The following is a 21076-nucleotide window of genomic DNA, read 5'->3' as shown; positions in this document are numbered from 1 at the left end:
GCTAGTCTCGGGGGCTCGGAGATGTGTATAAGGGACAGCTCAGTGCCCGGCGGCTGCGGACCCGGCTCGACCGGGCGGAGCTGCACCGGGTGCGCCGGGGTGTCTACGCCGATCAGCGCGTCGACGACGAGGACGAGCTACGAGCTTTGCTGCTGTGCCTGCCGGAAGGGGCCATGCTCGCCCGGCAGACGGCGGCCCGCCGGCACGGTTTCGGTGTGCTACGCGACGACGTGGTGCACGTCCAGGTGCCGAGCACCGTGCCGAAGCCCCGGCTGCCGGGGCTGGTCGTCCACCACTGCGTGCTGCCAGTGCAGTCGGTGCTGGTCCAGGGGTTGCCGTGCGTGCCGGCGGCACGCTGCGCGGTCGACCTGGCCCGAACGGTACGACGCCTCGACGCGCTTCCCGTGCTGGACGCTGCCCTCAGCTGCGGCGCGGTGACGCCGGACGACCTCCTGGCCGAGGTCTCCGCCCATCGCGCGCTGCGCGGGGTACGGCAGGCGCGCGAGCTGGTGCCGTTGGCGGACGACCGGGCGGAATGCCGCCAGGAGAGCCAACTACGGTTGGTGCTGCTGGACGGGCGGCTACCTCCGCCCGAGCCGCAACTGTGGGTGCACGACCCGTACGGGCTTGCCCGCTACCGTCTTGACCTTGGTTACCGCGAACGCAGGGTCGGCATCGAGTACGACGGGATCTCTCACCTCGATCGCGAGAGCCTCCGGTATGACCGGGAACGCGTCAACTGGCTCGACGCACAGGGCTGGCGGATGCGTTACTTCACCGACCGGGACCTCTATCGTCGCCCCGCCCACATCGTCGCCACCATCCAAGCCGCTCTCGCCTGATCAATCTTGTTGCGGAACGGCCCCTCTGAGGGCCGAAATCGTCCAAGATCCGCTGCTGCTCGTCAGGCAGGGCGCGGCGTTCGGCGGGCCTGCCGCCGGGGGTGGCGTCGACGTGGACGGCCGACGCCACCCCCGGGGGGATCAGGCGATGGTGCAGGTGGAACCGTTGAGGGAGAACGACGACGGTCTGCCGGAGTTGCCGGTGTGGGTGGCCTGGAAGCCGATGCCGACCGACGCGCCCGGGGCGATGGACCCGTTGTACGAGACGTTGCGCGCGGTGACCTGCCCCGAGGTCGGCGAGTAGCTGGCGTTCCAGCCACCGGTGATGGTCTGCCCGCCAGGCAGGGTGAACACCAGCGACCAACCGTTGATCGCGCTGCTGCCGGTGTTGGTGACGGTGATGTCCTCGGTCAGGCCGTTGTTCCAGGCGTTGACCGTTACCGCGACCCGGCAGGCGCTGGTGCCGCCCGGCGGCGGGGTGGTCGGGTTCGGCGGCGGCGTGGTCGGGTTCGGCGGCGGGGTGGTGCCGCCACCGAACTGGGTGAAGAAGTTCCAGGTCTCCCCGGGCAGCCAGGTGCGGGAGCCGCTGTCACCGGGCGCACCGTCCTGGGGTGCGGCGATGTGGCCGCCGTCGAAGGCTGCCCAGACCACCGGATATCCGGCCCGGCAGCCGGAGTAGGTGGTGGTGCGGTGGCTCAGGCTGCCCCCCGGCGGCTCGGGCGGGTTCTGCGCGGTACAACCGTTGTTGCGGACGAATCGGTCCCGCAGAGCCCGGCCGGAGGCGATGTTGTCGCCGATGCCGTGGGCACCGAAGTACGCGATCGGCTGCGTGCCGCCGCTGCACCCACTCAACTCCCGAGGCGCACCGTAGACCGCCACTGCCCGGAAGACGTTCGCCCGCGCACACGCCAGGGCGTAACTCATCGCACCGCCGTAGCTGAACCCGACAGCGAACCGCTGGGTCGTCTCCACACAGAGATTCGCCTCGATCTGTGCCAGGATCGCGTCGACGAATGTCACATCCGAGCCGCCGGAGTTGGCCCACCCGTTGCCGATGCCCTGCGGGGCCACGAAGATCGTGCTGTTGTTCGCGAGCCGCTGCAAACCGTAGTACGACCACACGTCCCGCTGCACCGTCTGACCGGTGTCCACATCCACCGCCGTACCACCCCACCAGTGGAACCCGAGCACCAACCGGTACGGATTGTTCTGGTTGTAGTTCGCCGGAATCCGCAGGATGTAACTCCGCGACTGCCCACCACTGGAAATGGTGCGCGTACCACTGGCCAACCCCGGCGCCCGACCACAACCAGCCGACGCAGCCAGCGCGCCCACCTCGGCGGCGGCAACGCTGTCGGCCTGCGCAGACGCCGCCGCGCCCGAGCGTCCGGCCAGTGCCGTACCACCCAATCCCAACACGAGCAGGGCGGCGAGCGCGGCCGACCCGAACATGGATCTGTGTCGCAACCTCATCCGACTTTCCCCGGGCGGAGACCCAGGGGCAGACGATCGCAAAAGCATGACGGTCTCCTTCCGCGTCGCAACGACGCGCAGACGGCGCGCAGCGCCGCCATTGGTGGTGGTGGAATTGCGCGGGTTTCGCGCCAGGCACTTCCCGCGTACGGAGCCACCGGCTGCCGCCGGCAACGAAACGCCCAAGCGGGCTGCCCGGAATGCCCCTCGGCAGCGGCCCTGCGCGACCGACCACACCGGATGCGCAGAGCGCCACGGGCGCTGGAGCGTGCCCTCCGCTCCTACCCGAAAAGGTAACGTGTTAGCGATAACATCGCAATACGTCAATTCCTGTGCGCAGCCCCGGACGGGCCCCGCGCTTCGCGGCACGCCTCAAGCGCCTCGGCCTGCCGGCCGCCCCGGTACAGGGTGATCCCCGGCGGACGACTACGGCGGGGAAGATCAAAGTTAGTCCACGATTCCTCGATGGTGTGCGATCATTCTGCCTGGCGTCCACCATGACGCCCGTCCATAATGGGGGACTTGTTGCCTACACATTGGGGCATTCAACGCTTTCTGACTCTCGTCACCGCATCCGCACTGGCCGCCGCAGCAGCGGTGGTCGGCATTGCCGCACCAGCCACTGCCGCGGTGACCGCACCGACCGGACTCCAGAACGCCGACCAGCCCTGTGTCACCGCGGCACCGGGGCCATACCTGAGCCCAGGAAGGCTCAACGACGCGCGGGCCGTCGTGCTCAAGGGCACCTTCGATCGCACCGGTGCCGGCACCAACCTGCAGGCCGACTTCCAGGTATGGGACATCACCGACCCGGAGAACCGGCAGCAGTGGCTCCGCATCGTGGGCAACCAGGCCAACGAGGTCTACGTCCAGCTTGAGGACGAATCGCGGCAGCTCGACGGCGTCACGTACGCCTGGCGGGTACGGGTGCTCGACGGCGCGGAGGCCGGGCCGTGGAGCGTCACCTGCTACTTCACCGTCGACCGCAGCGGCGGCCCGGCACCGGGCGTCGCCTCCACCGAGTATGCCCCTGGCTGGTGGGACAATCCCGGTGGCGCCATCGGCGTACCCGGGGTCTTTCGGCTGACCTCAGCCTCCGAGGACACGGTCAGCTATCGGTACCGCATGGACGCCAGCGAACTGGAGGGCTCGAACGAGTACTCCGACGTGGCGGCCGATGGCCTCGGCGGCTCGGCCTCGATCCGGTGGACCCCGCAGGTGGCCGGTTTGCACTCGCTCGTCGTCTACGCGATCGACCGCGCTGGCAACTGGTCCGAGCGGGCCGTCCACGACTTCGTCGTCCGGGAGACCCGGCCTTCGATCTTCTCGGCGGCGTACCCGGATTGGGGTCGGAACCTGGACTACAACGTCGGCGTGCCCGGCGCATTCGAGCTGCGAAGCAGCGTTCCCGACACCGCCTCGTTCGGCTGGCGGATCGATGGCGGCGGGCCGTCCGGCACCGTACCAGCGGATGCCGACGGCAAGGCCACCGCAATGATCGCCCCGACCCGCGCCGGCCAGCAGACCCTCTACGTGCACAGCATCACCAGCGGCGGTACGGCGCACCCCGCCCGCGCCTACAAGTTTTTCGTCGACAACGGCCCGCTGCTCACCGGTGACACGGACCGCGAGGTGGTGATCGGGTCGTCGTACACCTTCCAGCTCGCGCCGCGCGTACCTGAGGTCGAGGCGTACCTCTACTGGGTGCAGTACCGGTGGCCAGAGGAACGGCCGATCGAGAAGGTCACCGTCGCGGCCCGGCCGGACGGCACCGCAACGGCGACCTGGACGGCCACCGCCGGCGGTGTCGAAGCGCTGTACTTCCAGAGTCGCAGCGCCAACGGCACGCTCTCGGAGCCGCGCTTGTACGCCTTCTCGGTCGACATGGCGGCCCCCAGGGTGACCCGCACCGGCGGCACCGACGTGGCCACCTCCGCCACCTTCACGGCCCGCACCAGGATGGAGAACCCGGTCGATTACCTGGTGGCCCTGAATGGCGATCCGGCCACCGAAAAAATCGTGAAGGCGAACGCAGACGGCAGCGCCACCTTCCAGTTCACTCCGGCCAAGGGCGGCTACCACTACGTCTCGGTGGTCGCCCGCAACGCTGCGGGAATAGCGACGGAGTCGGGTGGCACCTCCTGGACGGTGCTCGACGGCCCCCGGGTCACTTCGACCGACTTCCCGATGAACGGCAGCGGCCGACTCGCGGAGGGCACCTTCACCTTCGCGCCGCGGCTGGCCGGCACCACCGGGTACGAATACTCCTTCAACCACGGACCGTACCTGCGGATCGAAGCCGGGCCGACCGGAACCGCGACCCTGACCTGGACGCCGGGCGAGGAAGGTCAACAACTCCTGGCGGTGCGGAGCGTGACGGCCGCCGGCACCCGATCCGCGATCACGTGGCACGGCTTCGGCGTCGAAGCCGCCGTCGCCACCATCGCCTCGGTGTCCCCGGCCACCGTGCCGGCCGGTGGCGTCTCGACGATCACCATCAGTGGCACCGGGCTGCACCGACGCGACGTGCTCCGATTGACCCCGGCCGGCGGAGCGGCACTGACCGCCAACGTGAAGACGGTGTCGACGGACGGTGAGACGATGACCGCCGAGGTGAACCTCGCGTCGGCAGCGACCGGGCCGGCCACGCTGACCCTGCACCCGTACGGTGCGCGCGACCCCTTGGTGCGCGCCGGTGCCGTCACCATCACCGCGGCTCCGGCGCTGCGCTCGGTGAAGAAGCCCACCATCGGCGGCACCGTGGCAGTCGGCGGCACCGCCAAGGCGAGCCCCGGCGAGTGGGCACCCACCGCGACGGCCTACACCTACCAGTGGTTGGCGAACGGCAGTGCGATCAAGGGCGCGACCAAGGCGACCTACCAGGTTCCCGCGTCGCTGCTCGGCAAGCGGCTCACCGTCACGGTGACCGCCAGCCGTGCCGGCCACACCGCCACGAAGGCCACCTCGGCCGCCACTGAGGCGGTTGCCAAGGGCAAGGCACCGAAGGCGACCAAGAAGCCGAAGATCGTCGGTACGGCCAAGGTCGGGCGGACCGTGAAGGCCGACGTCGGGACCTGGTCACCGAAGGTCGACTCGTACCGGTACGAGTGGCGCCTGAACGGCAAGCTGATCAAGGGCGCCACCGCCCGTACGCTCAAGCTCAAATCCTCGATGCGCAACAAGAAGATCACCGTGACGGTGATCGCCAGGAAGACCGGGTACGCCGACGGTCGGGCCACCAGCACGGCGGTAACGGTCCGCCGCTGACCCGCCGGCACGAAACGGTGCCCCGGGTGTGACCATGTCACGCCCGGGGCACCGTTTTCAGTACCCGTTCCCGGTCAGCCGATCGCGTACGCCCGGTAGATCGTCACGTCGGTGTAGCCGCCGGTGGTGTCGGTGACCCGGGCCCGCAGCGACACCGCACCCGAGGCCGGGTTCGGCACCTGCGCGGTCCACACCCCGCTCACCTTCTTGACCTTCACCGACCGCCAGGTCTTCCCACCGTCGAACGACGCCTTGGCACCCACCGACTTGATCTTCGGGTTCTTGCCCAGCGTGGAGTCCGCTTCCCACTTGGTGCGGCTCAGCTTGAGCTGCACGTTGGTGGTGCTAGCCGGCTTCGCCCGGTTGTGCAGGCTCAGACCGGTGGGCAGCATGGTGATCGCGTAGACCGGCACCGTCGCATAGGTGTTCGGTTTCGCCTTGAACCGGTACGTGACGCTGGCCTTCGTCGACAGCATCCCGGCCGGGAAGGTGATCTCCGGGTAGTAGCGGCTGGCGTCGTTGGTCAACTTGTACCAACCAGCCTTCTTCACCCGGTACTCAAGCTCCTTTCCGTACGGCTCCCAGCCCTTGTCCTTGACCGTCTTCACGATCTTGCCGCCGAAGCTCAGCGTCGCGGTCGCCTTGTCGCCCCCCTCAGCGTTTTTCATGGGAAAGCCGGGGTCGGCGAACATCTCTTCCAGCAAATATGAGATCCGGCCGTTGAGCACCACCGGCAACCTCGCCGACGGGCCCCAGGCGGAGCGGTAGAAGTTCAGGCCGTACGACTTGCCCGCGACCACCTTGCGCGTCGCGGTAAGGCCGCCGAGGCCGTACGACGAGCCGTCCTTGGCGGTGCCGGAGCTGTCCGCCTGGAAGTCCCACTTACCGGCCGTCACCTTGACCTTTGTCCGGTACGGCTGGTCGGCGCTCACCAACTGCTGGTAGAACCCGTTGCCGCACGAACGGTCGGCCGGCTGTGCGACGAAGCTGCTGTCGCGGCCCGCGGACGGGCCACGCCGGGCGGTCACGTTGATGGTGGCGAGCGAGGACTGCTTGATGGTCCGCGACGGCTTGCTCGGCACGCCGGCGGTCGTGTACATCACCGCGTACTGGGTCGGCCCGGGGTTCAACAGGCGGTCGGTCCAGGCACGCGTCGCGGCAAAGGTGTACTTCTTCGACGAGTTCGGTATTACGTACAGGTCGCCGTAGAAGTCCGAACCCTGGACGTTGTAGCTGAGCGGCATGGCCTTGAGGCAGATCTCCACCTCGGTCTGCGTGTAGAGCCCCGCTTCGGCGGGTGCCGGGCTGAGGCCCACCGTGACCTTTTTGCCCTTGCGCGCGTCCACTGTGGTCTTACTGGTGCCGGAGACCTTGACCGTCCGCACGCCGAGCGTCGTCGATGATTTGTCCCCGATGTTGGCGAACACCGCGTAGCTGCCCTTGGGCAGTTTCTTGGGCTTGTTGGACTTCACCGTGTAGCTGGAGTGGGTGCTGAGGTTGACCGCCAGGGCGGTGACGGTGACCTTCTTGCCGCTGCGGTCCAGCGTGGTGAGGGCGAGCGTGTTGCTCGCGGCGACCGCCGCAACGCCCCCGCCGAGCACGATGGCCGGCACGAGAGCCGCCGCGACGATCCTGGTGACCAGACCGCGACGGGAACGGAACGACGAGCCGAGACCGAACCCGGCCCGGTCAGCGAGAGAAGACAATTCCACATCCCCAGGAGTGGAGGGTGATCCCCGGCGTACGACAACGGCGGGAAGAGTGATCGTAGGTGACGGATGGCCGGAGCGCTGACCCGTTTGCCTCGTTGCTCAGACCTGCGGACTTCTGTCATCCTCAGGTGCTCACGAGTGATCATCACTCGGATCGGGGTACCGGGGGACAGGATGCGCATCGGCTCACGCTCGCGTCGACGGATCGTGGCAGTGCTCGCGGTGGCGGCGCTCAGCGCAACGGCGGCGGTCGTACCGGTCGCCACGCCGGCCGTGGCGGTCAGCAACACAGTGGACGACAGCCCGCGCCTCGCCGATCCGGCCGAGGACGGCCAGAAGTTGGTGGTCGGGGATTCCCGGACGGTACGCCTGCTGCCGGGGGCGCCCCAGGTCGTGTCGTACCGCTACGAGCTGCGCGACGTCTTCGGAACGGCGTACGACACGGGCAGCGTGGCCGCGCACCCGGACGGGACCGCGGACCTCACCTGGACGGCCATCCACCATGAGATCAACAACCTGACGGTGCGGAGTGTGAGCGCCGACGGCACGGTCTCCGCCAGGCGCTACATCGGCTACGAGGTCGATGGGGCGAGCCCGCAGGTCGGGTACTCCGGCGGGTTGGGCTGGGTGGAACCCGCCACCTTCGTGGCACGGACCCGGATGGTGAACCCCACCGAGTACGTGGTCGTGGTGAACAGCGACCATGCCAATCCACTGATCCTGACGCCCGCGGCCGACGGCACCGCCAGCTTCCCGCTGCTGCCCACCGTCAAGGGCAGCCACTACATCTCCGTCTTCGCCCGCAACGCCGCCGGCGTGCAGACACGCACCTCCGTCACGCTCTGGTCGAGGTCCAACCGCCCCCACGTGACCTCGACCGCGTTCCCGACCAAGGGCGTCGGACGGGTCTGGCCGGGCACCTTCACCTTCGCCGCCGGAATGCCCGACTCGACGACGTTCCGCTACCGGATCAACAGCGAGCCGACGGTCACCGTGCCGGTCGGCCCGGACGGCACGGCCACCGTTTCCTGGACGCCACCCGCCGTCGGCAGCTACCAGCTTCGCGTCGACAGCGTGGCCAGCAACGGCACCCTCTCGTCGGTCAACGAGTACGACTTCACGATCGAGAACCGACCGCTCACCCTGGACTACCTCTACCCCAGCTCGGTGACCACGGGCGAGGTGCACATGCTGGAGCTGCACGGCTTCGACCTGCAGTTACAGGACATCGTGGAGGTCATTCCGGCCAGCGGCCCGCCGGTGCGGGCCCGGAACCACCAGACGACCGGCCCGCGCCAGCAGATGAACGTCTTCGTGGACCTCACCGGCGTGGCCACCGGACCGGCCACGGTGGTCCTGCACCCCCACAACGAACTCGGGTACTCGGTGACGATGCCCATGAAGCTGCAGATCGTGCCGCCGCCGGCGCCGAAGGCCACGAAGCTGCCGGCGGTCAGCGGGACGGTCTCCGTGGGCAGCGTGGTGAAGGCCAGCACCGGCGCGTGGACACCCGCCGCGACGTCGTACCGATACCAGTGGGCGGCGAACGGCAGCGCGATCAAGGGTGCGACCAGTGCGTCGATCACCATCCCGGTGAACCTGCTCGGCAAGAAACTCACGGTCACCGTGACCGCGCTCCTGCCCGGTCACCCGGACGGCAAAGCCACCTCCAAGGCCACCAGCGCGGTCGCCAAGGGCAAGGCGCCCAAGGCGACGAAGAAGCCCAAGGTCACCGGCACGCCCAAGGTGGGCCGGAAGGTGACCGCCTCGGTCGGCACCTGGTCACCGAAGGTGGACTCCTACCGCTACGAGTGGCGGCTCAACGGGAAGGTCATCCGCGGGGCGACCGGGAAGACGCTGAAGTTGACCTCCGCGATGCGCGGCAAGACGCTCACCGTCATGGTGATCGCCCGCAAGGCCGGGTACACCGACGGCAAGGCCACCAGCGCCAAGGTCACCGTACGTCGGTAGAGCCCGCCGAACACGTTGTCGAAGTCGAGGTAAAGCGCCGCTCGGGTGTGGCTCATGAGAGGCAACCTACAACGCCCCAGGAGGCCGGCCCGAACCCCACCAGGGGCGAGTTGACCTGCACCGACCCGCTAGCGTCAGGGCCGATGGATACCCCTGACGGAGCAGTCTCCCTGACCACCACCGAACGCGCCATCGACGCCCGGTTCCGCGCGGTCCTGGCCCGGCTGCCTCAGCGCGGGCCGGTCGGCTGGCTGACCGAGTTCCTGGTGTTCGGGCTCAAGCAGGCCTGGGCGTGTGTCTTCGGTGCAGCGATGCTGGCGGTCATCCTCGCGGCGCATCTGTGGTATCCGGCGGATGCGCCGCTGGCCCGCAACGACTTCCTGACCGTCGCCGCGATCGCCATCCAGATCGCCATGCTGCTCGGGCGCCTGGAGTCCCTGCGTGAGCTGCGGGTGGTGGTGCTGTTCCATCTGGTCGGCACGATCATGGAGCTGTTCAAGACACACATCGGCTCCTGGACGTACGAACCCGACGGCGTACTCCGGCTCGGCGCGGTGCCGCTGTTCAGCGGGTTCATGTACGCCGCGGTCGGCTCCTACATGGTGCGCGTGAATCGACTCTTCGACCTGCGATTCAGCCGGTATCCGAGGCGCTGGCTGACCGCCGGCGTGGCCGCCGCGATCTACCTCAACTTCTTCACCAACCACTATGTGCAGGACGTCCGGTGGCTGCTCATCGCCATCGTGGCGTTGGTGTTCGGCCGCTGTGTCATGCGGTTCCGCATCTTCCGGCTGCACTGGCGGATGCCGCTGCTGCTGGCCTTCCTCCTCGTCGCCTTCTTCATCTGGCTCGCCGAGAACATCGCCACCTGGTCGAACGCCTGGCTCTACCCCAGCCAGGTGGACGGTTGGCATCCGGTGTCGCTGACGAAACTGGCCTCCTGGTTCCTCCTCATGATCATTTCGGTGGTGCTGGTCACCTGGATCGCACCGCCCCAACCGCCCGAACCGACCCAGCCGCCCGATGATCGCCAGCGACTGGAGTCGGCGGCCCGGACCGACGCCGCCTAGCGAACAGCACCTCGTCACTCCAGCGGCAGCAGCGCGACGACGTCGGTCGGCGCTGGCGACCCGGCTTCGGGTTCATTGGACACACCGAACGCCTGCACGTCGACCAGCGGCCCGACGACCGTCGTCGCGGTCGTGTCGCCACCGGGCAACAGACCGGCCTGTCGAGCCGCTCCGGTCGTCGGGATCAGCCACAGTTGGTAGGCGCGGCCCGTTCCCGGGCTCGGCAGATCCCGCAGCACCACGACCGCCTGATCGCGTTGCGCGGAGGCGACCAGCGTGGCGCTGCCACCACCGTCGATCGTCCCCTGGAACACCCGCGCGTCGGGGGCACCGATCACCTCGGCGATCCGGCGGGTCTGCTCGGCGACCGTCCGGTCCGGCTGGTTACGGTCGACCAGTGCCCAGGTGACCGCGCTGCTGCCAGCCGCCGCGACCGCTGCCACCACCGCGGCGGCCACCCACTGCCGCCAGCCGCCCAGGCGACGGCCCGTCGGGGAGTCGACGCGCTCCTGCGGGGTCCGCGCCGCGAGGGCCAGGGTCCGTTCCCGCAGCCCGGCCGGCAGCGCCGCGTTGTCGGGCACGTCGTCGGCGAGGCGGGCGGCGGTCTCCCGCAGTTCGGCCACCTCCAGGCGACAGGTTTCGCACGCCGCCAGGTGTCGTTCGAACGCTGTCCGCTCCAGGTCGTCGACCGCGTCGAGGGCGTACGCGCCGGCCAGAGTGTGGATGTCGCCGCTCACGCCCGCTCTCCCATCGTCACGCCGAGGCAGTCGCGCATCCGGATCAGCCCGTCCCGCATACGGCTCTTGATCGTCGGTAACGGTGCGTCCAGCCGCTCGGCGACCTGCCGGTAGGTGTAGCCCTCGTAGTAGGCCAACGTCACCGCCTCCCGTTGCAGGTCGGTCAGTCGACCCAGGCAGCGCCGCACCTGCTCGCGGTCCAGTCGGGCACTGACGGCTTCGGCGACCTGGTCATGCGGCACCTGCGCGTCCATCGCCGCGACGCGCTCGGTCCGATCCGTCAGCGCCTGCTCCGCGCGTACCCGATCGACCGCGCGCCGGTGCGTCAAGGTCAGCACCCAGGCGAGGCCGGACCCGCGCTCGGCGTCGAAGCGGGCCGCGGTACGCCACACCTGCACCATGACCTCCTGGGCGACCTCCTCGGCGAGTTGCGGGTTACGCAGCACCCGACTGGCCAGACCGAGCACCTTGCCGATGACGGCGTCGAACAGGCTGGCGAATGCCGCCTGGTCGCCCCGCCCCACCTGCCGCAGCAACTCCTCCACGCTCGGCGCCTGTGGCGAACTCAGGGCCACCGGTCGCCAGCGACGAACCCGATCCTTGCCGGATTCCCCCATCTGCTGTCACCTTTCCGTCCACGCATACCGCTCGCGTCTGGTTCGAGACGGCCCGGGGATCGGATGGCCCCGCACACCCATCCAGTTCGCTACTCGCTACGAATACCGCGCATGATGGAAGATGCGCAGCATATCGGGCGCTATCGGCTGATTCGATGCATCAGCCAGAGCGCGATGGGTCGGATCTGGTTGGCCCGCGACGATCTGCTCGGCCGCGAGGTCGCCCTGAAGGAAGTGCTGTTCCGCGCCAGCCTGTCCGCCGAGGAGAGCGCCGACCTTCGTCGGCGGACCCTGCGGGAGGCGCGGGCAGCGGCCCAGCTGGATCACCCGAATGTGGTCTGGGTCTACGACGTGGTCTCGGTTGTCGACCGGCCATGGATCGTCATGCAGTACGTGCCCTCGCGCTCGTTGCACCGGGTGCTCACCGATGACGGTCCGCTGCCGGTCAAGTCGGTCGCCCGGATCGGGATCGAGCTGGTGGAGGCGCTGCGCGCGGCGCATCGGGCGGGGGTGCTGCACCGCGACGTCACGCCCCGCAACGTACTGCTGGCCGAGGACGGGCGGGCGATGCTGGCCGGCTTCGGGTCCGCGGCGATCGAGGGCGCGGCGGCGGTCAGCCAGTCCTGGGGGATCGGCACCTCACCGCAGTACGTGGCGCCGGAACGGGTCCGCACCGGCGTGTCGTCGCCGGAGGCGGACCTGTGGGCGCTCGGTGCGACGCTGTACGCCGCGGTCGAGGGGCGTCCACCGTACGGCCGGACCGGACTGGTGGAGACGCTGCTGGCCCTGTCCACCGATCCGCCGGACCAGATGCATCGCGCCGGTCCCCTGAAGCGGGTCATCGAAGGGCTACTGGAACGGGAGGTACGCCGGCGTCCGGACGCCGCCCAGGTGGCCCGGAGGTTACGCAAGATCGCCGGCACCGCGCCCGCTCCGACCCGGTCGTTCCACCTGGGCGTACGACCCGACGCTGCCAGCACAGACGCCGCCGACGCGACCTGGGTGGTGCCGACCAGCCGGCCGGACGACCGCACCGAACGGCTTCCCGACACCGGATCTGGCGCGACCACGCAGGTACTGCCCGGTGCAGCCAGCCCGGCCGATCAGCACGACGACACGGCGCTGCTGCCGGCGACACGGGCCGACGGTCGGACCGGCCTGCGCAGTGCAGCGACCCTGGTGGCCGCACTGGTCGCGCTGGCGGCGGCCGGCGGCCTGACCGTGGTCGGTGCGCAACGCGCCCTCGGCGGTCTGCACGGCACGGTCATCGGCACCAGCACCGACGCCGGCCCCGACGCGGACACCGACACCAGCGCGGGCGCGGATGCGGATGCGGATGCGGATGCGGATCCGGGCTCGGACGCGGGCGCGGCTGCCGATGGAGCTTCGCCCGCCGCCACCGGCAGTCCGGCTCCGCTCAGTGCGGCGACCAGCACGGTTCCGGCCGCTGCGTGCCTGACACCGTCACGAGCTGCGGCGCGCGTGGTCTCGTCGGGACGGCCTACGGGCGGCGACCGCGATGCCCTGCCGCCCGGCTGGTCGTGGCACGTCGACGAGGAGGACTTCCACCTCGCGGTGCCACCGGGTTGGTGGCGTTTCTTCGATGGCGACGTGATCTGCCTGGCGGATCCGCGCGGCGATCGGTTTCTCGCTGTCGACCTGGCGGTCAGCCGGCGCAAGATTCCGAGTGACCACTGGCGGGCCGAGGCCGATCGCCTGACTGCGGCTGGCGCGCTGCCCGGCTACACGAAGATCAGCATCGGGCCGCTGATCCGTCCCGGCGGCGCCGCCGAATGGGAGTACACCTGGGACAGCCCGGCCGGGCAACGGCAGCATGCCCGGCGGCTACTGGTCAACGGCACCGGGCCCGGCAAGGCGTACGCGCTGACCTGGGTCACCCCCGACGCCGGCTGGGCCGACGGCGAGGCCGTCTACCGGGTGTTGTCCGACAGCTTCCGGCGCTCCGGCTGAGACGGTTTCCCGGAATCTCCGACCCATCCGAACAAGCACCAGAGACGAATACCGGGTGACGACACCCCGGCACGGTGGCCGGGGTCAGCGATGGGAGACATACCGTGAGACTGTCCCGTACCCTGCTCGCCCTGCCCGCGGTCGCGCTGGTCTTCGCCTTCCCGGGCGCGGCGCACGCCGATGAGAGTGTCCAGGTCAAGCTCCTGGATCTGAACGAGACCGGTGCCACCGGCACCGCCACGCTCACCGCGACCAACGACGGCGACCTGCGGGTGGAGATCAAGTCGCAGGGCATGACGCCGAACTCGCCGCATGCCCAGCACATCCACGGCTCGGTCGACGGCATGGACTTCCACTGCCCCGACAAGTCCGCTGACGCCGACGGCAACGGGTTCGTCAGCACCGAGGAAGGGTTGAAGATGTACGGGGACATCTTCATCTCCCTGACCACCACCGGGGACATGACCAAGGCCAGTGGGCTGGCGGTGGACCGGATGCCCACCGCTGACGGCGACGGCAACCTCACCTACGCGCGCACCATCCCCGCCGCCGAGCTGCCGGCCGGCACCATCGAGCACCTCAAGGACCTGCACATCGTGCAGCACGGGATCGACGCCAACGACAACGGCAAGTACGACATGGAGGCCCTCGGCGAATCGACCTTCGCCAAGTCCGTCGGCGTGAACGGCATCCCGGCCGAGGCCACCGACCCCGCCACCTGCGGCATGGTCAGCGGCGCCGCCGCGGGTTCCGTTCCCGCTGGTGGAGTCGCCACGGGCGACGGCAGCAGCGCCGACTCGGCGAGCCTCGGCCGGTACGCGGCCGGTGGTGCGGCGCTGCTCGGCATCGCCGTGCTCGTCGGCCTGCGTCGTCGACCGGCCCGACAGAGCTGACCCGGAGCCCGAGCGATGACCATCGGCGAACCCGGTGCGCGAGCCGGCCACTACCGGGGGCGAACGCTCCTGGCGGTGGCCGCCACGCTCGCCCTCACCGCAGCCGTCACCATCAACATTGGACGCCTCGTGGCTGACCGACCGGACGCTTCCCCGTCGACGACCGCCACCGCTGCACCGGACAGCGGCACGGCACCCGACGGCGGCATGGCACCCGACGGCGCTGCGCGGACGGACGGTCAGCGGGGTGAACTGACTTCGGGGCCGCTGATGTCCAGCGCAGCTCCGACCAGGGTGTCCATCCCGTCGCTGAAGGTCAGCGCCGAAACCGTGCCGCTCGGCCTGCAAGCCGACGGGACGATGCAGGTGCCCGACTCCGCCACCGACGTCGGCTGGTACACCAGGGCCCCCACGCCCGGCGCCCTCGGGCCCGCCGTACTCGCCGGCCACGTCGACTGGAAGGGCCACGACGGAAGCTTCCACGATCTCGTCGACCTCGAACCCGGTGCCGGCATCACCATCGACCGCGCCGACGGCAGTCGGGCCATGTTCACCGTCATCAAAGTCGAACGGCACCCGAAGGACGACTTTCCGAGCGAGGCCGTCTACGGGCCCACCGACCACGCCGCGCTACGGCTGATCACCTGCGGCGGCGAGTTCGACGGCGCCCGGAACAGCTACCGCGACAACATCATCGTCTACGCCACGCTCGCCCACGCCCATCCGGCCTAGCCACCGACGCGAGCAGGTGCCCGCTGAGCGCTGGTGCACGAGACGCGGCAACCTGTGGCCTCTGCCGGCCCGGACGGCGTGCCGCAACCAGCGCGGCTCACCGGGCTGGGCTGCGACAGCCAAAAGATTTTGTCGGGTTCCTACAATCGCGGCCACGTAGGGTTCGGTGGTTACGGTATGGCGTGGTCGGCCCGTAGGCACAAAGGTGATTGCTGCCGGGGTTGCCAGCCTGAGGCATCGTTCGAGGTAGGTCTAGCGGAGGGGTCGATCGGGTGTTCAGCCGTATCGCCATCGTCAACCGTGGTGAGGCCGCGATGCGGCTCATCCACGCGGTCCGAGAGCTGGCTGCCGAGACCGGGGCGCGGGTCGAGACTGTCGCCCTTTACACCGACGTCGACCGTACCGCCGCTTTCGTCCGCTCCGCGGACATCGCCTACGACCTCGGGCCCGCGTCCCGACGCCCGTACCTCGATCTGAAGGTGCTGGAGCGGGCGCTGGTGGAGACCGGGGCGGACGCCGCCTGGGTCGGTTGGGGCTTCGTCGCCGAGGATCCGGCGTTCGCGGAGCTGTGCGAGAAGGTCGGCGTCACCTTCATCGGGCCGCACGCGGACGCCATGCGGCAACTCGGCGACAAGATCGGCGCGAAGCTGATCGCCGAGGAGGTCGGCGTACCTGTCGCGCCGTGGAGCCGGGGCGCGGTCGAGAGCCTGGACGCCGCGCGGACCGCCGCGGCCGGGATCGGCTACCCGCTGATGCTGAAGGCGACCGCGGGTGGCGGCGGGCGGGGCATCCGCGTGATCAACAATGAGGCCGAGCTGGTCGACGCGTACGAGCGCACCAGCCAGGAGGCGGCACGGGCGTTCGGCAGCGGCATCGTGTTCCTGGAGCGCCTGGTCACCGGTGCCCGGCACGTCGAGGTGCAGGTGATCGCCGACGGTCAGGGCACCGCGTGGGCGCTCGGCGTCCGGGACTGTTCGGTGCAGCGGCGCAACCAGAAGGTCATCGAGGAGTCGTCGTCGCCGGTGCTCGACGCGGACCAGGCCGCCGAGCTGAAGGCGTCCGCCGAGCGGCTGGCCGTCGCGGTCGGTTACCGGGGCGCGGCCACCGTCGAGTTCCTCTACCACCCCGGCGACCGGCTGTTCGCCTTCCTGGAGGTCAACACCCGGTTGCAGGTCGAGCATCCGATCACCGAGGCCACCACGGGATTCGACCTGGTCAAGGCGCAACTGCACGTGGCGTCGGGGGGCCGGCTGGAGGGCTCGCCGCCGCTGGAGCGGGGGCACGCCATCGAGGCCCGGCTGAACGCCGAGGACCCGGACCGCGACTTCGCGCCCTCACCGGGCCGGATCGCCCGGCTGGACCTGCCCGCCGGGCCGGGCATCCGGGTGGACACCGGGGTCAGCGAGGGTGACACCATCCCCGCCGACTTCGACTCCATGATCGCCAAGATCATCGCGTATGGGCGGGATCGCGACGAGGCGCTCGGCCGGCTGCGGCGGGCCATGGCGAACACCACAGTGATCATCGAGGGCGGTGCCACGAACAAGAGCTTCGTGCTCGACCTGCTGGATCAGCCCGAGGTGATCGACGCCAGCGCGGACACCGGCTGGATCGACCGGGTCCGGGGCGAGGGCCGGCTGGTCGGGCACCGGCACTCCGCCGTCGCGCTGGCGGCCGCCGCCATCGAGGCGTACGAGGAAGAGGAGCGCGTCGAGCGGCAGCGGCTGCTGGCGACGGCGGCCGGTGGTCGGCCGCAGGTGCGGCACGCCAGCGGCCGGCCGTTGGACCTCAAGCTGCGCGGGGTCGGCTACCGCACCCGGGTGGCCCGGATCGGCGCGCACCGGTTCCGGGTCGGCATCGAGGCGGGCAGCGCGGTGCGTACCGCCGATGTCGAACTCGACCGTTTCGACAGGCACACCGGTCAGATCGTGGTCAACGGCACCCGGTACCGGCTGCTCACCGGCACCCACGGGCCGGTCCACCTGATCGAGGTGGACGGGGTCACCCACCGGGTCAGCCGTGACGAGGGCGGCGTGCTCCGCTCGCCGATGCCCGCGCTGGTGGTCGCCACCCCGCTGGAGGTCGGCACCGAGGTCGAGGCGGGCGCACCGGTGCTGGTGCTGGAGGCCATGAAGATGGAGACGGTGCTGCGGGCACCGTTCAAGGCACGGCTGCGGGAATGTTCCGTCTCGGTGGGCAGCCAGGTGGAGGCCGGCGCGGCGCTGCTGCGGCTGGAGCCGCTCAGCGACGAGGCCGACGAGGCGGCCGAGGCACCGACCACCGCCGTCGAACTGGACCTGCCCGCCGCGGCCAGCGCGGCCCCGGCGGCCCAGCAGGTCCGCCGCTGCCAGGAGGATCTGCGCGGGCTGCTGCTCGGCTTCGACGTCGACCCGCACGACGACCGCCGGGTGCTCGACGACTACCTCGCCGCGCGGCAGGCCGCGACCGAGGACGGGCATCGGCCGCTGGCCGAGGAGATCGACCTGGTCAACGCGTTCGCCGACCTCGCCGAGCTGAGCCGCAACCGGCCCAGCGGTGAGGACGGCGGGGCCCACCTGCACAGCGCCCGCGAGTACTTCCACACCTACCTGCAGAGCCTCGACGTCGAGCGGGCCGGGCTGCCGGACGCGTTCCAGGCCCGGCTCTCCCGGGCGCTCGGCCACTACGGCGTCACCGACCTGGAACGCTCCCCCGAGCTGGAAGCCGCCGTCTTCCGGATCTTCCTCGCCCAGCAGCGCGGTGCCACCGACGCCTCGGTCATCGCCACGCTGCTCCGGTCCTGGCTGCGCGAACCGCCGCCGGAGCAGGCGCTCCGGGAGCCGGCCGGGCTCGCGCTGGAGCGGCTGGTGGCCGCGACGCAGGTCCGCTTCCCGGTGGTCGCCGACCTGGCGCGGGGCGTGGTGTTCGCCTGGTTCGCCCAGCCGCTGCTGCGCCGCAACCGGGCCCGGGTCTACGCCGAGGTACGCGGTCACCTGCGGCACCTGGACACGCACCCGGACTCCCCGGACCGCGCCGACCGGATCGCGGCGATGGTACGCAGCACCGAGCCACTGGTCCGGCTGCTCGGCCAGCGGCTCGTCCGGGACCACCTGGACAACGCGGTGATGCTTGAGGTGCTGACCCGGCGGTACTACGGCAACAAGCGGCTGACCGGCGTACGCACCCGCGCCGTCGCCGGCTGCACCTTCGTGGTCGCCGACCGGGCCGACTCCAGCGTCGTCTCCGCCGCGGTGAACTTCGACGCGCTCGGTGGCGCGCTGCGGGGGCTCGCCGAGTTGGCGGGCGACGGCGACGCCATCGACGCCGACATCTACCTGGCCTGGGAGAACCAGCCGGAGGACTTCGACGCGACGGCCGCCACGCTACTCGACGTGATCAACGCGCATCCGCTGCCGCGCCAGGTGCACCGGCTCACCACCACCGTCGCCGGGCGCGGCGGGGCGGTGATGCACCACCACTTCACGTTCCGTCCGGCCAGCACCGGGATGGTCGAGGAGCGGCTGATCCGTGGCCTGCACCCGTACATCGCGCAGCGGATGCAGCTGGAGCGGCTGCACAAGTTCGACCTGACCCGGCTGCCGTCGGCGGACGAGGAGGTCTACCTCTTCCAGTGCGTGGCCCGGGAGAACCCCTCCGACGAGCGTCTCGTCGCGTTCGCGCAGGTGCGTGACCTGACCGAGCTGCGGGAGCAGGATGGCCGGTTGGTCGCCCTGCCGACGACCGAGGACGCCGTCGCCGCCTGCCTCGACTCGATCCGCCGCGCCCAGTCGCGACGGCCGTCGAAGACCCGCTTCCCCACCAACCGGATCGTGATCTACGTCTGGCCGCCGAGCGAACTCACCCGCGCCGAGATGGAGATGATCGCCGGTCGGGTCCGGCCGACGACGATCGGTGCCGGCCTGGAGGAGATCCTCTTCATCGCCCGGCAGCGCAACCGGGCCACCGGAGAGCTGACGAAGGTGGGCGTACGGATCTCCTTCGACGCCACCGGCGAGGCCGAGCTGACCATCGGTGAGCCGCCGGTGGACGCGGTGGAGCCGCTCGACGACTACCGGCTCAAGGTGCTGCGCGCGAGCAGCCGCAACACGGTCTACCCGTACGAGCTGACCCGGCTGCTCGGTGACTTCGTCGAGCACGACCTGGACGAGAACCACGTGCTGGTGCCGGTCGACCGGCCGAAGGGGCGCAACCGGGCGGCGATCGTCGCCGGTGTGGTCACCACAGTGACCTCGCGACACCCGGAGGGCATCAGCCGGGTCGTGCTGCTCGGCGATCCCACGAAGTCGCTGGGTGCCCTCTCCGAACCGGAGTGCCGGCGGGTGATCGCCGCGCTGGACCTGGCCGAGCGGATGCGGGTGCCGCTGGAGTGGTACGCGCTCTCCGCCGGGGCCCGGATCTCGATGACGTCGGGCACCGAGAACATGGACTGGGTGGCGGCGGCGCTCAAGCGGATCGTCGAGTTCACCCAGGACGGCGGTGAGATCAACATCGTGGTGGCGGGCATCAACGTCGGTGCGCAGCCGTACTGGAACGCCGAGGCGACGATGCTCATGCACACCAAGGGCATCCTGGTGATGACGCCGGACTCGGCGATGGTGCTCACCGGCAAGCAGTCGCTCGACTTCTCCGGTGGGGTGTCCGCCGAGGACAACTTCGGCATCGGCGGCTACGACCGGGTGATGGGCCCGAACGGGCAGGCGCAGTACTGGGCGCCGGACCTGCCGGCCGCCCGGGACGTGCTGATGTCGCACTACGACCACACGTACGTCGTACCGGGTGAGGCGGGGCCGCGCCGGACCACCACCATCGACCCTGTCGACCGCGACATCTCCGACTTCCCGCACACCGTGGCCGGCAGCGACTTCGCCACCGTCGGCGAGATCTTCTCCAGCACCGCCAACCCGGAGCGCAAGAAGCCGTTCGACATCCGGACGGTGATGCGGGCGCTCGCCGACCAGGACCACCCGGTGCTGGAACGTTGGGCGGGCATGGCCGACGCGGAGACCGCAGTGGTGCAGGACGTGCATCTCGGCGGCATCCCGGTGTGCCTGCTGGGCATCGAGTCCCGCTCGGTCCCCCGGCGCGGTTTCCCGCCCACCGACGGCCCGGACACCTACACCGCCGGCACGCTCTTCCCGCGCTCGTCGAAGAAGGCCGCGCGGGCGATCAACGCGGCCAGCGGCAACCGCCCGCTGGTGGTGCTGGCGAACCTCTCCGGCTTCGACGGCTCACCCGAGTCGATGCGCAAGCTGCAACTGGAGTACGGCGCGGAGATCGGCCGGGCCATCGTGAACTTCCGCGGGCCCATCGTGTTCTGTGTGATCTCGCGGTACCACGGTGGTGCGTTCGTGGTCTTCTCGAAGGCGCTGAACCCGAACATGACGGTGCTGGCGTTGGAGGGCTCGTTCGCGTCGGTGCTCGGTGGCGCTCCGGCCGCCGCCGTGGTCTTCGCCGGCGAGGTCAAGTCCCGCACCGCGGCCGATTCCCGGGTACGCGACCTGGAGGCCCGGGTCGCCGCCGCCAGCGGTGCCGACCGGGCCACGCTCACCGCCGAACTCGACGAACTGCGCTCGTCGGTGCACGCGGAGAAGCTCGGCGAGGTGGCCGCGGAGTTCGACCGGGTGCACAACATCCAGCGCGCGGTCGAGGTCGGCTCGGTCGACGCCGTCATCCGCGCCGCCGAACTCCGTCCCCGAGTGATCGAGTCCATCCAAGCCCCTCGCACCTCGTCCTGACCCACTGGTTGATCATGAAGTTATTGCCCTGGAAATCGCCTTCCTAGGGCAATAAC

At 70.1% G+C, this 21076-nt stretch carries 12 protein-coding genes; 8 read left to right on the top strand and 4 right to left on the bottom strand.

Annotated elements, in window-relative coordinates; translation table 11 throughout:
• Window positions 1-23: 23 nt before the first annotated feature.
• Window positions 24-842, top strand: a complete 819-nt coding sequence (locus C1I93_RS01540; protein WP_111241373.1) for a type IV toxin-antitoxin system AbiEi family antitoxin — start codon at window positions 24-26, stop codon at window positions 840-842.
• 141 nt (window positions 843-983) lie between these two features.
• On the opposite strand, the gene C1I93_RS01535 is transcribed toward C1I93_RS01540, so the two are convergent.
• Window positions 984-2315, bottom strand: coding sequence for a CE1 family esterase (locus tag C1I93_RS01535; RefSeq protein WP_258378246.1), 1332 nt, complete (start codon window positions 2313-2315; stop codon window positions 984-986).
• A 522-nt stretch (window positions 2316-2837) separates the two neighbouring features.
• On the opposite strand from C1I93_RS01535, the gene C1I93_RS31310 reads away from it, so the two are divergent.
• Complete coding sequence (locus tag C1I93_RS31310) at window positions 2838-5582, top strand: hypothetical protein (RefSeq protein WP_181444962.1); 2745 nt, start codon at window positions 2838-2840, stop codon at window positions 5580-5582.
• Between the two features lie 74 nt (window positions 5583-5656).
• On the opposite strand, the gene C1I93_RS01525 is transcribed toward C1I93_RS31310, so the two are convergent.
• Window positions 5657-7288: a hypothetical protein gene (locus C1I93_RS01525; protein ID WP_146603400.1), complete on the bottom strand. Its 1632-nt coding sequence runs from the start codon at window positions 7286-7288 to the stop codon at window positions 5657-5659.
• Window positions 7289-7501: 213 nt separating this feature from the next.
• Here C1I93_RS01525 and C1I93_RS01520 point away from each other — a divergent pair, with 213 nt between their 5' ends.
• Together C1I93_RS01520 and C1I93_RS01515 are read left to right on the top strand one after the other, a co-directional pair.
• Window positions 7502-9265, top strand: a complete 1764-nt coding sequence (locus tag C1I93_RS01520) for a hypothetical protein (RefSeq protein WP_146603399.1) — start codon at window positions 7502-7504, stop codon at window positions 9263-9265.
• A 143-nt stretch (window positions 9266-9408) separates the two neighbouring features.
• Window positions 9409-10335 (top strand): DUF817 domain-containing protein, encoded by a 927-nt coding sequence (locus C1I93_RS01515; RefSeq protein ID WP_111241369.1) that lies wholly within the window; start codon window positions 9409-9411, stop codon window positions 10333-10335.
• A gap of 14 nt (window positions 10336-10349) precedes the next feature.
• On the opposite strand, the gene C1I93_RS01510 is transcribed toward C1I93_RS01515, so the two are convergent.
• Both C1I93_RS01510 and sigK read right to left on the bottom strand, forming a co-directional pair.
• Entirely contained in the window at window positions 10350-11072 is a 723-nt protein-coding gene (locus C1I93_RS01510) for an anti-sigma factor (protein WP_111241380.1), read from the bottom strand.
• The gene (sigK, locus tag C1I93_RS01505; protein WP_111241368.1) at window positions 11069-11689 is read right to left on the bottom strand and encodes an ECF RNA polymerase sigma factor SigK; all 621 of its coding nucleotides are present in this window, start codon (window positions 11687-11689) and stop codon (window positions 11069-11071) included. The genes C1I93_RS01510 and sigK overlap by 4 nt, the downstream gene beginning before the upstream one ends.
• A 63-nt stretch (window positions 11690-11752) precedes the next feature.
• On the opposite strand from sigK, the gene C1I93_RS01500 reads away from it, so the two are divergent.
• The 4 genes from C1I93_RS01500 (at window position 11753) to C1I93_RS01485 (ending at window position 21020) form a co-directional block, all read left to right on the top strand.
• Complete coding sequence (locus C1I93_RS01500; RefSeq protein ID WP_111241367.1) at window positions 11753-13660, top strand: serine/threonine-protein kinase; 1908 nt, start codon at window positions 11753-11755, stop codon at window positions 13658-13660.
• Window positions 13661-13764: 104 nt separating this feature from the next.
• Entirely contained in the window at window positions 13765-14553 is a 789-nt protein-coding gene (locus tag C1I93_RS01495) for a hypothetical protein (RefSeq protein ID WP_111241366.1), read from the top strand.
• A gap of 15 nt (window positions 14554-14568) precedes the next feature.
• A complete protein-coding gene (locus C1I93_RS01490; RefSeq protein ID WP_111241365.1) occupies window positions 14569-15285 on the top strand; it encodes a class F sortase in 717 nt (238 codons plus the stop codon).
• A 272-nt stretch (window positions 15286-15557) separates the two neighbouring features.
• Entirely contained in the window at window positions 15558-21020 is a 5463-nt protein-coding gene (locus C1I93_RS01485; RefSeq protein WP_111241364.1) for an ATP-binding protein, read from the top strand.
• Window positions 21021-21076 lie beyond the last annotated feature (56 nt).

Source organism: Micromonospora endophytica, from assembly GCF_003236305.1.
In the GTDB taxonomy this organism is placed as follows: domain Bacteria; phylum Actinomycetota; class Actinomycetes; order Mycobacteriales; family Micromonosporaceae; genus Micromonospora; species Micromonospora endophytica.
This window is presented reverse-complemented; position numbering and strand designations above follow the sequence as displayed.

What these genes read in the sequence shown, in the direction of transcription:
- C1I93_RS01500 (WP_111241367.1), top strand. Translation starts at nt 11,753, where the DNA reads ATGGCCCCGCACACCCATCCAGTTCGCTACTCGCTACGAATACCGCGC.
- C1I93_RS01535 (WP_258378246.1), bottom strand. Translation starts at nt 2,315, where the DNA reads ATGAGGTTGCGACACAGATCCATGTTCGGGTCGGCCGCGCTCGCCGCC.
- sigK (WP_111241368.1), bottom strand. Translation starts at nt 11,689, where the DNA reads ATGGGGGAATCCGGCAAGGATCGGGTTCGTCGCTGGCGACCGGTGGCC.
- C1I93_RS01515 (WP_111241369.1), top strand. Translation starts at nt 9,409, where the DNA reads ATGGATACCCCTGACGGAGCAGTCTCCCTGACCACCACCGAACGCGCC.
- C1I93_RS01490 (WP_111241365.1), top strand. Translation starts at nt 14,569, where the DNA reads ATGACCATCGGCGAACCCGGTGCGCGAGCCGGCCACTACCGGGGGCGA.